We start from the raw sequence: 15,226 nt of genomic DNA on the forward strand, positions 1-15,226 counted from the left end.
GCGCGTTTTCCCAGGCGCGCCAGGATCTGCCCGGGCTGACATTGGCGATGCTCAATGCCAGTGATTTCATTCGCGGTTGGGGTTGGCTGTGCCTCAGTGCTTTAATCGCGGGTTTCTGGGGCTGGCGCCTGTACCTGCGTAACCCGGTGGCGCGCTTGAACTGGCACAGCCGCGTGCTGCGCCTGCCGCTGATCGGGCGCTTTGTGCTGGGCCTGAACACCGCGCGCTTTGCCTCGACCCTGGCGATTCTCGGCGGTGCCGGGGTGCCGTTGCTGCGGGCCCTGGAAGCGGCGCGGCAAACCCTCTCCAATGAGCGCCTGAGCCAATGCGTCAACGATGCCACGGCCAAGGTGCGTGAGGGCGTCAACCTGGCCCCGGCACTGGCGGTGGAAAAAGTCTTCCCGCCGGTGCTGATCCACCTGATCGCCAGTGGCGAAAAAACCGGCTCGCTGCCACCGATGCTGGAGCGGGCGGCGCAGACCTTGTCGCGGGATATCGAACGGCGGGCCATGGGCATGACCGCGTTGCTGGAACCGTTGATGATCGTAGTGATGGGCGCGGTGGTGTTGGTGATTGTGATGGCGGTGCTGTTGCCGATCATCGAGATCAACCAACTGGTGACCTGAACACACCAAAAAACCAATGTGGGAGGGGGCTTGCCCCTGATAGCCATGGATATTTACACAACTTTCAGAGACGGGTGAGTTCCTCTGTGGTGAGCGGGCTTGCCCCGCGCCGTGCTGCGAAGCAGCCCCAGTAAAGCAGAATGCGGTGTATCAGAAACTCTGCTGAGGCTGGTTTTGGGGCAGGCCGATATCGCCGGCTCCCAACCTCGGGTTCCTCATTCCGTCACATCCAGGCCCTGCGCCACAGCCCGCGCCGCCTTGACTAAACCCACGCTGAAACCTCGCTGTCACCTGCCGCCAAACCGCTCAAAACCATGACCAAAACACCCGAGAATCTTTTTAAAAATCAAGCCCTTCCTCCCGAGGTTTTTTCCTTTTGCTGTCATCGGAAACTGCGAAATTTCCTACCCATGGCCTCACCCCTCGCCACCCCCGAGACACGGCCTGGGACCGAAGCCATGGCGTCATGCAAGAGCCATCTACCCCAACGTACAAACACGACGAAAGGAGATTCTTCATGTTTAAGCGCAACGTTCTCGCGGTATCCATGACCCTCGCCGCACTGTGCTCGGCACAGGCTGCAATGGCTGACATCAACGGCGGCGGTGCCACCCTGCCACAAGCGCTGTACCAGACCTCCGGCGTGCTGACGGCCGGTTTCGCCCAGTACATCGGTGTCGGCAGCGGCAACGGCAAGGCAGCCTTCCTGAACAATGACTACACCAAGTTCCAGGCGGGCGTGACGAACAAGAACGTGCACTGGGCCGGCAGCGACTCCAAGCTGAGCGCCACTGAGTTGTCGACCTACGCCTCTGCCAAGCAACCGACCTGGGGCAAGTTGATCCAGGTGCCATCGGTGGGGACTTCGGTTGCCATTCCTTTCAATAAAAGCGGTTCCGCCGCTGTAGACCTGAGCGTTCAAGAGTTGTGCGGCGTGTTCTCGGGCCGTATCAATACCTGGGACGGGATTTCCGGTTCTGGCCGTACCGGTCCGATCGTTGTGGTTTATCGCAGCGAAAGCAGTGGCACCACTGAGCTGTTCACCCGTTTCCTGAATGCCAAGTGCAACGCAGAAACAGGCAACTTCGCCGTCACCACCACCTTCGGCACCAGTTTCTCCGGTGGCTTGCCTGCCGGCGCCGTTGCTGCTACTGGCAGCCAAGGTGTAATGACTGCCCTGGCCGCCGGCGATGGCCGCATCACCTACATGAGCCCGGACTTCGCCGCCCCGACATTGGCCGGCCTGGACGACGCCACCAAAGTGGCTCGCGTGGGCAAAAACGTCGCCACCAACACCCAGGGCGTTTCGCCTGCCGCCGCCAACGTGTCTGCCGCCATCGGCGCAGTACCGGTACCGGCTGCCGCTGATCGTTCCAACCCGGACGCCTGGGTTCCAGTCTTCGGTCCGGACAACACCGCCGGTGTACAGCCTTACCCAACCTCGGGCTACCCGATCCTGGGCTTTACCAACCTGATCTTCAGCCAGTGCTACGCCGATGCCACCCAGACCAGCCAAGTGCGTGATTTCTTCACCAAGCACTACGGCGCCTCCAACAACAACGATGCAGCCATCACCGCCAACGCTTTCGTTCCGCTGCCAACCGCTTGGAAAGCCACCGTTCGCGCCAGCTTCCTGACCGCGAGCAACGCCCTGAGCATCGGCAACACCAACGTCTGCAACGGTATCGGTCGCCCGCTGTAACCCTCGCTTTCAACGACCTGCACCACCTGATCAGCAACGGCCTGTGCCGTTGCTGATTTTTGCGTTTGTGCGGTTTTTCGAGCCGTTAACAGCCCTATATGAACTTTGCGTGACAGAAGTTCAGTCCCGTCCCTCGCCAACCGCCTAACCCTCATACGTGAGCCTGTCTTGCTCCCTGCGTGATAACAAAGAAGGAAGATCCCCGATGGTCCGCTGCAAATCGCCGGTTAACCTGAAAGCCCAAGAAACTGTGCTGCGCCTCAAGCCCCTGGCCCAGGCCATCGCCTTGTTGATGGTGGCGGGCAATGCCCATGCGGCCACGGCGTTCAGTTCCAGCTGGTTTGCCGATAAAGGTGCGACCCAGGCGGCGACGGCGGCGCGGATCAGTGCCGGGCAGGTGCAGGGGATTCCTTCGCTGAACCAGCAGGCGCGGGTCAACCAGCAGTTGGCGCGTTCCATCAGCACTTTGAACACCAGCGTCGCGGCGATTGCGGCACAGCAGGCAGCACAAGCGGCGGGGCGTCAGGCGGCGTTTGGCCAAGTCTCGACGATTCCAGACGGCCTCGGCAAAGGTGGCCTGCAGGTGGATAACAGCCTGACCCAGGGCTGGACCAACGCCAAGGGCCCGGTGCAGACCCAGGCCGGCGGCAAGACCACGGTGACCATCGAACAGACCGCCGACAAGGCCATCCTCAATTGGGAAACCTTCAACGTCGGGCGCAACACCAGCGTCGACTTCCAGCAGCAGTCGAGCTGGGCCGTGCTCAACCGCGTCAACGACCCGAATGCGCGCCCGAGCGAAATCCAGGGCCAGATCAACGGCGCCGGTACGGTGATGATCGTGAACCGCAACGGCGTGGTGTTCAGTGGCACCAGCCAGGTCAACGTGCGCAATCTGGTGGCGGCGGCGGCGAACATCACCGATGAGCAGTTCACCCAGCGCGGTATCTACGTGGACGCCACCGGCACCCAGCCGACCTTCACTGACGCGGCCGGCAAGGTCGAGGTGCAGCGCGGCGCATTGATCCAGACCCACAACCCCGCCACCTCCACCGACGCCGGCGGCTATGCCTTGCTGCTGGGCTCGGAAGTGGAAAATGCCGGTACCCTCACTACCGCCAAGGGCCAGACCACCCTGGCCGCCGGCGACAGCTTTTACATCCGCAAGGGTGTCGGCACCACCGGCAATGACCGCTCCACCACCCGTGGCAATGAAGTGGCCACCAGCCTCAAGGCCGGCAGCAGCGCAGGCAAGGTCAGCAACACGGGCCTGATCATGGCGTCCACCGGTGACATCACCCTGACCGGGCACCAGGTGCAGCAAAATGGCGTGGCCTTGGCCAGCACGTCAGTGGACACCCGTGGCACCATCCATTTGCTAAATTCCGCTACCGACACCACCGGCAGCGTGACCCTTGGGGAGGGCAGCACCACCGCGATCCTGCTCGACAGCAGCGGCAGCACCGCGCTCAACGGCCAGAAGGACAACGGCCTGATCAAGCTCGACGGCACGCCCGCCAACCTGATCACCGGCCAGTTCAACAACCTCAGCGCCGTGGCCGACCGCACCGACCAATCACGCATCGAGATCGTCAGCGGCGGCACGGTGGACTTCCAGAAAGGCTCGATCACCCTGGCTACCGGTGGGCAGGTCGCGGTCAGTGCCACCGGGCGCAGCCTGGTACGCGACGGGGCGATGATCGATGTCTCCGGGGCGGTCGGTGTCAAGGTGTCGATGGAATCCAACAACATCAAGATCAACGTACAGGGCAACGAGCAGCGCGACGCACCGGTCAACCGTGACGATGGGCAGTTGATCAATAACGATGTGTGGGTCGACCTGCGCGAGCTGGTGTTTGTGCCCGCAGGCACCAACGGCTATGCGACGGATCGCTGGTACACCGCTGGCGGCTTGCTGGAAGTGGGCGGCTACCTGGGCACCCAAGGCCACTCGGTGGGCGAGTGGATGGCCCAGGGCGGTACCGTGACGTTTACCGGCAAGGACGTGGTGACCCAGAAGGACGCGCAGATCAACCTGTCGGGCGGCACCGTGGATGTGCAGGCCGGTTATATCCAGCAGACCTGGCTCAAGGGCCCGGATGGGCGCTTGTATGAGCTGTCCAACGCGCCGGGCGACATTCTCTATTCCGGGTTCTACAAGGGGTATGAAGACACCAGCAAGCGCTGGGGCCAGACCGATTACTACTACAACCCGATGATCGCCAAGCAGCGTCGTTATGAGAGCGGTTACACGGTGGGCCGCGATGCCGGCAAGCTGGTGATCGGTACCACCAGCGCGGTGCTCGAGGGCCAGGTGATCAGTGACGTGTTCCAGGGCGATCGCCAGACCCAGGCGCCGAACATCAACCTCGACGGTTACCAGCAGTCGCAGAAGGCCATGGCCCAGCGCGCGCAATTGATCATTGGCGGCTACACGCCTATCTACAACAAGACCACCGGCACCCTGCGCTATGCCTTGGGCGCAAACGCGGACGAGGTGTTGATCGAGGGCGGTACGCAAAAAATCGCCGATGGCCTGGACCTCACCACCGCGCTGCCCGCGGACCGCCAGGGCAAGATGGTACTCGACAGCGACCAACTCAATAGCTATCAGTTGGGCGCGATCAAGGTCGCGGCCAAGCAGCAGGTCACCGTCAACGGAGCGCTCAAGGTGGCCGATGGCGGCGATATCACCCTGTTCGGGCCAAGGGTCGACATCAACGCCCACCTCACGGCCCACGGCGGCAGCCTCAACGCGGGCAATATCCTCAGCCAGGTCGACCCGCTTAAAGGCGGTGCGGTGGGCGACAGCATCCTCAACGGCAGCGGCACGCTGAACGTGGCCAGCGGGGTCACGCTGGATGCCACCGGGCGCTGGAACAATCTGCTGCTGGATCCGGCCAACAGCAGCGGCTTGGCCTATGTGAACGGCGGCAAGGTGTCGCTGCGCAGCACTGGCGGTGTGAACCTGGCGGCCGGCAGCGTGGTGGACACTTCCTCCGGTGGCACCCTCGGCTTGGATGGCAAGCTCAACGGTGGCAAGGGCGGCGACGTGACCTTGGCGTCTCTCGGTACCCTGGGTTTGGACGGCGAGATTCGCGGTTATGGCGTGAGCGGTGGCGGCACCCTGGCGTTGCAGGCGCGCAAAGTACAGATCGGCGACAGCGCCACGGCGCCCGATGTTGGCACCGTGCAACTGGCGGGGGATTTTTTCAACAAGGGCTTCTCGGCCTATGACATCACCGGCAATGAAGGGCTGCTGGTCACGGACGGTACCCAGGTCGACGTCACGACGCCGGTCTACCGTATTGGCGAGCAGACCTCGGCCGCTGCCACGGGCAGCGACCCGGCCACCGCCCTTGAACGCTGGACGCCGGCGCTGTACCAGGAAGACGCCGCCAAAGGCGTACTGACCCAGCGCCGTGGCGCCAGCCTGACCTTGACCGCCGGCAATCTGAATTCCACGGCGGCTGAACTGGCCACCACGGCCTTGAGCGTGGGGCAGGGCGCGGTGATCACTGTCGACCCAGGCCAGGCCATCAACCTGCGCAGCGTCGGCCAGTTGACCATGAACGGCAGCCTCAACGCCTGGGGCGGCAGCGTCAGCCTGGGCGGCCTGACGGCGACGGGCTCGGAAGCGGCCAACGCCGCCGGCCATAGCCGTTCGATCTGGGTGGGTGAAAACGCGCTGATCGACGTGGCGTCGCGTGCGGTCACGGCGGTGAGCAACCGTGGCAATGTCTACGGCCAGGTGCGCAATGGTGGCACCATCAGCATCGGCGGCGATATCAACCTGGCCACCGGCATCGCCAAGGCCAGTGACCTGTTTGTGGTGGTGCGCGACGGCGCGCGCCTGGACGCGTCCGGTGCCCAGGCGATGCTGGATGTTCCCGGCCAGGGCCGCGTGCCGATGGCCAGCAATGGCGGCAGCATCAGCTTTGCGTCGAACAACGGCCTGTACCTGGACGGCAGCTTTGTTGCCCGCGCGGGTGGCGCAGGTGCTGCGGGCGGTAGCCTGGCCCTGGCCCTGGAAAGCCCGTATTACCTCAAGGCCGGCGTCAACGACAGTGTGCTCAAGGTGCGTGAACTGGTGCTCAGCCAGACCCATCAAGCCAGCCCGACTTCCAGCCTCGAGTACGGCCATGGCCGCCTCGGCGTGGACCAGGTCAGCGCCGGCGGCTTTGACAACCTGGCGCTGCTCAGCAACGGCTTGCTGAGTTTCGACGGTGACGTGTCGTTGAACATGGGCCAGAGCCTGCGCCTGTACGGTGGCAGCTATAACCTCAGTGAAAACGCGGCGGCCAGTTCGCGGGTCAACCTGTCGGCGCCATACCTGCTGTTGGCCGGCATCCTCGCGCCGGCAGAATCCGGCAAGGAAGCCTATACCCGCGCGGTGCCGGTGTTGCCCAATCCCTCCGCGCTGGCCACCACGGCGCAGTTCAACGCCAACGCCAACCTGATCGACGTGCGTGGCAATGTGGTGTTCGGCAACAAGAGCTATCTGTTGCGGCCCGACAACAGCCAGGCCAGCCTCGAACGGCGGGGGTTTGATGATGTGCAACTGACCAGCCAGGGCGACTTGCGCTTCCTGGCGGGGGCGGGGGCAGATGTGATTGCCCAGGGCATCAGCACGCAATTAGTGACCAGTGGTGACATGACCCTGCGCGCGGCGCAGTTGTATCCGGCGACTGAGGTCGGCGCCCGGGTACTGGCGGGCTATCTGAATAATGCTGCCAGCAATGACACAGGCTTCAATTACGATCCGACACGCACCCTGACCATCGCACGCACCGCCAATAGCAATGCCGCCATGCCTTACTCGGCCTTTGGTCGTCTGCAATTGGGCGGGCCCACCATCAAGCAGGGCGGGGTGGTGCGTGCGCCACTGGGGCTGATCGAGATTGGCAACCTGGGCTCTACCAACGTGCAACTGCTGCCGGGCAGCCTCACTTCGGTGAGTGGCAAGGGCCTGGTATTGCCTTACGGCGGTACCGTGGATGGCCAGATCTACAAGTACAACGGCAAGGCAGTGACGTTTATCGGCCAGGGTGGCGGCAACAGTGCGGGCAGCCTGAACGTTGGGGTGATTCTCGGTGGCCAGCAGTTGACGGTGCTGCCGCAGGCGACGGTGGATCTGTCCGGCGGTGGCGAACTGCTCGGCGCCGGATTTATTTCCGGGCGCGGGGGCTCTACCGATGCACGTTACAACCCATTGGTACAGTTCGGTGCGAACGGCGGGTTTGTACTGCCGGGTCTGAGCACCAACCCGATCTATGCGATTGTGCCGGGCGTGCAACCGGGCTATGCCCCGGTGGCGCCGGAAGGTGGCGCGGTCGATCCGTTGATCGGCCAGCAGATCACAATCGGCGCCGGCGTGCCGGGCCTGGCGGCCGGCACCTATACCCTGATGCCGTCCACCTATGCGTTGATGCCTGGGGCTTTCCGGCTCGAGATCAACGGCCTGGCCGGGTTGGGCACCGACGGTGTGACCCAGGCGTTGCGCAATGGCTCATGGGCCACGGCAGGGCGCTTGTCCATCGCCAATACCGGGATCAGCAACAGTACGGCCAGCCAGGTAATTCTCACGTCGGCCGATAGGTTGCGTCGTTACTCCCAATACAACGAAACCGGCTACGCACAGTTCGCCGTGGCCGACGCCACCAGGCTTGGTGTACCTCGGGCACTGCTGCCGGTGGATGCCAAGACCCTGCAACTGGCCCTGCGGCCAGGCGCAGGTGCGGATGCCTTTTCGTTCCAGGGGATCGGCCGCTTCGAGGCCGCTGACGGCGGTTACGGCGGTACCGTATCGCTGATAAACGAAGAAAAGGGCAGCTTGGGAAGGGACATCGAAATTGTCGCGGCAGGCAACGCGGCTACCGCCAATTTCAAAGGCATTACGGTGGATGCGGACAGCCTGAATGCAATGGGCGCGGCTCGCCTGCTGATCGGTGGAATGACCTATGTCACGTACGGCCAGGGTGGCAACTACATCAACCTCCCCAGCAGCATCATCAGTTCCATCATCCTGCGCGACGGCGCGAAACTGGCGGCACCGGAGGTATTACTGGTGACCTCCACCGGAAAAATTACGCTCGAACAAGGCGCCTCGATCAACACGATAGGCCAGGGCAAGGCCAGCTACGACGCACGTGACGGTTTTATCTACAACCTGAGCAATGTGCTGGCGGTGTCCAACGGTTTGCTCAACGTAATTGCCGCGCCGTCATTGGGTGGACTCATCAGTGGAGGCATCCAGTTAGGCGTGTGCGACAGCGCGCCCTGCAGCGGCCAGACAGCCCTGTATTCCGAAGGCAGCATCGTTACCTTGACCGACAGCACCCTGCAGATGGGCGATGAGGTGCGCTATGGCACTCGCCACCTGAACCTGGGCGTGTCCAGCATCAACGTCGGCAGCCCCGAAGCCTTGGCCGCTGCAGCCGCCAACAATCGCCTGCCGGTGGGCATGACCCTCAACCAGCAAGTGCTGGAGCGCCTGCTGCGCGGCGACACCCAATTCGGCGCCCCGGCCCTGGAAACTCTGCAACTGTCGGCGCGTGACAGCTTTAACTTCTACGGCACCACCACCCTGGACACTTATGACGCCGTGACCGGCAAGTCGTTGCTGAGCAACCTGATGCTGTCCGCGCCGGCGATCTACGGCTCTGGCGGCTTGAACGACGTGGCGACTATCCACACCGCCAACCTGATCTGGCAAGGTGCCGTCGCGCCGCCTGTGGCGGCGGTGACCGGCGGTGCCGGCAGCGGCAGCGGGCGCCTGGACATCAATGCCGAGCGTATCGAATTCGGCTATGGGGATTTTGCCCAGCCGAGCACGACCAATACCTTCGACCGCCTCGCCCTGGGCTTTGCCAACGTCAACCTCAATGCCAGTGAGCGCATCACCGCCAACCACAAGGGCAGCCTCTCGGTGTACCAGAGCCAGGGCGCGTTTGATGCGATCAAGGGCTTTGCCTACAGCGGCGGCAACCTGAATATCCTCACGCCGCTGATGACCGGTGAGGCCGGTTCGGTCAACCGTATTACCGCCGGTGGCGCGATTGATGTCAGCGCCTCGGCTGGCGCAGTAGGCAAGGTGGACGGCATCGGCGGCGAATTGTCATTGCAAGGCGATAGCCTTCGCCTGGCCACTGCCGTGGTACTGCCCAGCGGCAAGGTGACCTTGGGCGCGCGGGGCGACGTGGTGTTGACCGATGCCGCCTCGATTGATGTGTCCGGCCGGGCCATTGCCTTCAATGACTTGACCAAATACAGCGCAGGCGGCGAGGTTTTGCTGGAGAGCCGTGCCGGCAATGTGCAGCAGGCCGCCGGTTCGAGCATCGACCTGTCGGCGCAGCACAACCAGGCGGGCAAGTTGCGCGCGGTGGCGGTGGACGGCGCTGCGGGGATCGTCGACCTGGCAGGCAAGATTATCGCCGGCAGCAGCGGTGACTACGATGCCGGTGGCACGCGGGTGCCATACCTCGCGGGTGCGGTGGAGATCCAGGCCCAGCGCCTGGGCGGCAGCGGTACGCTCAGCGACCAGTTCGCAGCGCTCAACCAACGCCTCAATCAAGGCCAGGTCTACGGTGCGCGCAGCTTCCAGCTCAAGCAGGGCGACCTGACCATCGGCAATGACGTCAAGGCCAACAGCGTCAACGTCTCGATCGACAATGGCAGCCTGCGCGTGACCGGCCTGGTGGATGCCAGCGGCGAGCGCGTGGGCAGCATAAACCTGGCCGCCAAGAACGGCCTGAGCCTGGACGGCACGGCGGTGCTCGATGCCCATGGCAGCCAACTGCGGGTGGACAGCTACGGCAAGATCATCGATTCGCCTAACCGCGCCATCGTGGTCCTCGGCTCTGGCCAGGGCCAGTTGACCCTGGCCGAGGGGGCGCGCATCGACCTGCGTCACGGTACTGCTGCCGCGACCGGCAATGACGGCCGCAACCGTGGCACGCTGGAGCTCAACGCGCCGCGAGTGGGCGGCAATGACATCGCCATTGACGCCCGTGGGCCGTTGACTATCCAGGGCGCGCGTTCGATTGCGCTCAATGGCATGAGAACCTACGACGATGCCCCGACCAACACCGATGAAACGCCCAATGGGCGCCCGTACCAAGTGATTGATCAGACCTACCTCCAGGGCGTCAATGACGCGAATACGACATTCATCGACGCTGCGCGCGTTAACGACAACTTGCTGCGCAAGCTCGCCGGCTTGAACAACGCCACGTACGGCGATGTGTTCCACCTGCGCCCCGGCGTAGAGATCATCAGCAAAACCCCGGATGGCGACCTTGTAGTGCAGGGCGACCTGGACCTCTCCAGCTATCGTTACGCCAGCCTCAAATCAACGGCCAAGACCGAGTCCGGCAGCCTGACCCTGCGCGCCGGTGGCGACCTGAATATCTATGGCAGCATCAACGACGGCTTTGCCACGCCACCGGCCACCGACGATGACAGTGGCTGGGTGCTGCGCGCCGGTATCGACTACACCGGCGGCGCGGTGGTGGTGCCGGGCAGCGGCGTGACCCTGGAGGTGGGCACCGTGTTCCCCGCGGGCGCTGCGCTTAATTTCGATGTACTGACCAACCCCCTATTTCTGCCGCCGGGCACCCGATTGCCCGTCGCGGCTACGCTCAAACAACCGTTGGTACTCCCGGCGGGTACGGTGTTGGCGGCGGCTGTTCGGGATGCCTCGGGCAATGTGCTGTTCGCGGCGGGCACGTTGCTGACTCAGAGCCAGACCCTCGCCATCGGCAGTGTCCTGGATGCCGGCAGCCTGTTGAGCACGTCAGCCAGTGTCGACGGCTTGATCTGGCCCAAGGGCGTGCCATTGGCCACCAAGGTGACCCTGGCCGCCAGCCAAGTGCTGCCCCGGGGCGCCCTGTTGCCGTCGGGAACAGACGTGAAGCTGCCGGGCGGCGTGGAGTCGGTGACGTTGCGTGACGCCGGCCATCCGGGCAAGAACTGGGCCATTGCACCCCTGCTGGAGGAGGGTGCGCAGTCGTGGTCGATTCGCCTGGTCGCGGGGGCCGATACTGAGGCAGCCGACAGTCGCCTGCTGCAACCGCATCCGGTAAGCGGCAATCTGCGCTTGGCGGACAGTCACTATGGGACGTTCGGGAAAGGAGCCCAGGTCTGGACCGAGGAGGGCTCCATGGGGTGGTTCGGCGATGACAGCATGGTGGGCCAACCGATTGATTTCGTCGCAATAGACTACCCGGGCCTCTGTGACGACCTCCCGGAATACTGCGCTATCAGTGGTGAGGCCTACACGCTGCTGGTGGGCGGCAGCACTCGCTTCAGCGTAATCCGCACCGGCGCTGCAGACCTTGACCTGCTGGCCGCCGGCAACCTGAGCATGGAGTCGCTGTTCGGGGTCTATACCGCGGGCAGTTCGTCCACCGGCACCTCGGCCAACGATCCTTATAACCTCAAGCGCGCCGTGGGCAGCAACAACAAGGTGCTGGGTAACGCGGGGGGCAACGAGAAGCTGGTCGATGGTGGAACGGGCAGCCTGTACCGTGCCTGGTATCCGGACACTGGCGGCAACTTGCTGCTTAAAGTGGGCGGCAACCTGACGGGCAATATCACCAGCCCGGCGCAGAATGGCGTTGGTCGTCCGGTACCCAGCGACCAGGGTCAGGATTCCGCCAACGTCGGCAACTGGCTGTGGCGTCAGGGCAATGGGCTCAGTGGGAGCCAGGCGCAAGCCACCGCCTGGTGGATCAATTTTGGTTCCTACGTCGCCAGCGACCGTTCGGACCAGATGGTCGGGTTCACCGGGTTTGGCACCCTGGGAGGCGGCAACCTGAATGTTGATGTGGGTGGCGATGCAGGACTCATCAGCCCTGTCTCGTCAACAGCTCTGAACGTCAGTCGCCGCAGCCAAGGCCTGGTACTGGCAGTCGGCAGCACCGGTCGGGTCGGGGCCGATGGCAGTGTGCAACTGACGGGTGGCGGTGATCTGAACCTGCGGGTCGGCGGAGCGGTTAACCCCGCCAGCCAGACCTTCGCAGACCACCTCAATGGTGCGCTGGTGAACCTGCGTGGGCACGTGCAATTGACCGGTGGCGCCCTGGGCAGCCTGACGCTGCGTTATGGCAACCGGTTCACAGACCAGAGCCCCAGCGAAGTGCGCGCCTACGATCCTTTGCGTTCCACTTCGGCCATGGCCTCGGGTGGTTTGAGCCTGTTGCCGGGCGACGCCACTTTCGGCCTGTCCACCCGTGGCGACCTGGTGTTGCAGGACGTCGCCGACCCTGGGCGCGCGCCGCAGATGAACGCCTTGACCTTCGTCAATAAGGGGGTCAACGGGATCGGACAAAGCTGGTTCAGCTTGTGGACCGACCGCACAGCAGTGGACCTGTTCTCTGCCGGGGGCAACCTCACGCCGCTGACCCAGACCCTGGAAACCGATATGGCGGCGGTCTATCCCGCGACATTGCGTGCGGTTGCGGCTAACGGCAGTCTCTATTACGGCAGCGCCTCGACCAGTAATCCTGGCACCGTGCAGCCGCTCAGGGCGTTGGTACTCGCACCTTCGTCCAATGGACAACTGGAATTGCTGGCCGGGGATTCGATCTCCGGCGGCGATCTGACGATCAGCCGCTCCAGTGCAGCACCCAATAGCCTGGCGACTATTCTGCGTCCGGCCTTCGCCGGTTTCCTGACGGATCAAAAAACGGCAATAGCGGGCAGTGGCAATCTTTCCAGCGATGGCAACATTGCAACCTTGACGGTTTCCCCGCTGTTTGCCTTTGGCCCCAACACCGCCAGCATAGCTTGGGGTGATGCCCTGGAGCCCGCGCGTTTCTATGCGCTGAACGGGGACCTGCTGGGCGTCAATAGTGGGCGCGCCCTCACGATCACGGGGGTGGGTGACGCTCGGTTCGGGCAAACCTTTTACGAAGGCGCAGGCCCGGTATGGATGCAAGCCGGACGCGATATTGTCGGCAGCGGCACGCGCTTGAGCGGTGCCAGCGCAGGTGTCACGGATACGGGGCAATACACCTTTACCGGCAACCTGTTCGTGCACAACAGCCCCACCGATATCTCCATCGCCAGCGCTGGCCGCGACATCCTCTACAGCAGCTTTAACGTTGCCGGCCCCGGTACCCTGGAACTGACGGCGGGGCGCAACATCCAGATGGAAGACAAAGTCGCTGTGAACAGCCTGGGTGCTGTGGCGGCGGGCGACAGCCGCCCTGGCGCAAGCATCGTCATGCAAGCCGGCATGGGCCCCAATGGCCCGGATTACCGCCGCTTCGTCGAGGCCTACCTGAACCCCGCCAACCTGGCGCAAGCGGGTGAATCCCTGCAAGGCGCCAAGGTGGCCAAGACTTACGAAAACGAGCTGGTTACCTGGCTCACCGAACGCTTCGGCTTCGCCGGCGACAGCGAACAGGCCCGGACCTACTACGCCGCACTGCCCGCCGAACAACAACGGATCTTCGCCCGCGACGTGTACTTTGCCGAACTCAAGGCCGCCGGCCGTGAGTACAACCAGGACGGCAGTGTGCGCCAGGGCAGCTATGTGCGTGGTCGTGCCGCGATTGCCCGGTTGTTCCCCGAGACCGACGTGGCCGGCAACCCGATCACCTACAAAGGCGACATCACGATGTTCGGCGGCGCGGGCGTGCACACCAACTTTGGTGGCTCGATCCAGATGCTCACGCCGGGTGGCCGCCAGACGTTCGGCATCGAAGGCGCCGCACCGCCGTCCACGGCTGGGGTGATCACCCAGGGCGCTGGAGATATCCAACTGTACTCCCTGGGCAGCATCCTGCTTGGCCAGAGCCGCATCATGACCACCTTCGGCGGCTCGATCATGGCCTGGACCAGCGAGGGCGACATCAACGCCGGTCGTGGCTCCAAGACCACCGTGGTGTACACGCCGCCCAAGCGCGTCTATGACAACTGGGGCAACGTGAGCCTGTCGCCGTCGGTACCGAGCACCGGTGCGGGGATCGCCACGCTCAACCCGATCCCGGAAGTGCCGGCGGGGGATATCGACCTGATCGCGCCGATGGGCACCATCGATGCGGGCGAGGCGGGGATTCGGGTGTCGGGTAACGTCAACATCGCCGCCCTGCGGGTGGTGAACGCGGCGAACATCCAGACCCAGGGCAAGTCGTCCGGGGTGCCGGTGTCGGCCACCGTCAACACCGGCGCCATGAGCTCGGCCAGCGCAGCGGGGGCGGCGGCGTCCCAGGCCGCAGAAGACGCGGCGCGCAGCCAGCAGGCGGCGGCCAAACAGGGCCGGCCGTCGATCATGACCGTGGAGGTGCTGAGCCTGGGCACCGAGCCGCTGTCGCGTGAACCGGAACCTCGGAAAACCTCGGGCTACAACCCCGACAGCCCGGTGCAGGTGCTGGGCGCGGGGCCGCTGAGTGAGCAGGCGCGGGCGCGGTTGACGGATGAGGAGCGTAAGCAGATCAGTTTGTAGCGTTTCAGAAGGACCTCTCGATGTACCGTTCGGGGCGATCAGTGATCGCCCCATTTTTTTGGGGGAATCAGAAGGGCGGCGAGCTTATAGCCGAGCGGTATTGGGGGGACTCGGTTAAAACTGTGGGTGCGACGATTCGATTTGCTCCCGATGGCGGCCTTTGGGCCGACCATTGGTTGGGGTTGGAATGAGTACATATCCGTTGCTGCGGTAACGGCCACCTATGGTTCCGCTCTTACAGCGGGTCACTTTTGGCAAACGCCCCAAAAGTAACCAAAAGGTCTTGCCCCACCACTCGGTGCCTCGCCTAGGCTCGGCATGCCCGAACGCAGGCTTGAATCCGTGGGCCGCCGTCATGGGCCATCCCTGGCCCAGGACGGCTAACCCGGCGTCCTGCCGGGTTACCCACGGATTCAAGCCTGCGTTCGGCCAGCGTGGTTAACGGGG

Annotated in this window: 3 protein-coding genes; all 3 read left to right on the plus strand. The window is 63.9% G+C overall.

The genetic code is table 11. From position 1 onward, the window contains the following. Positions 1–626: type II secretion system F family protein (locus tag Q8X51_RS29940; RefSeq protein ID WP_407694806.1), on the plus strand; the 626-nt coding region annotated here is incomplete at its 5' end. Between the two features lie 517 nt (positions 627–1,143). Then, entirely contained in the window at positions 1,144–2,328 is a 1,185-nt protein-coding gene (locus Q8X51_RS29945) for a substrate-binding domain-containing protein (RefSeq protein WP_027607538.1), read from the plus strand. 205 nt (positions 2,329–2,533) lie between these two features. Continuing rightward, on the plus strand, positions 2,534–14,779 hold the full coding sequence (locus Q8X51_RS29950) for a filamentous haemagglutinin family protein (RefSeq protein ID WP_407694805.1): 12,246 nt from the start codon (positions 2,534–2,536) through the stop codon (positions 14,777–14,779). Positions 14,780–15,226 lie beyond the last annotated feature (447 nt).

Origin of the sequence: Pseudomonas sp. Yb2C2, from assembly GCF_052112325.1 — a bacterium.
GTDB lineage: Bacteria > Pseudomonadota > Gammaproteobacteria > Pseudomonadales > Pseudomonadaceae > Aquipseudomonas > Aquipseudomonas marginalis.

What these genes read in the sequence shown, in the direction of transcription:
- Q8X51_RS29950 (WP_407694805.1), top strand. Translation starts at nt 2,534, where the DNA reads ATGGTCCGCTGCAAATCGCCGGTTAACCTGAAAGCCCAAGAAACTGTG.
- Q8X51_RS29945 (WP_027607538.1), top strand. Translation starts at nt 1,144, where the DNA reads ATGTTTAAGCGCAACGTTCTCGCGGTATCCATGACCCTCGCCGCACTG.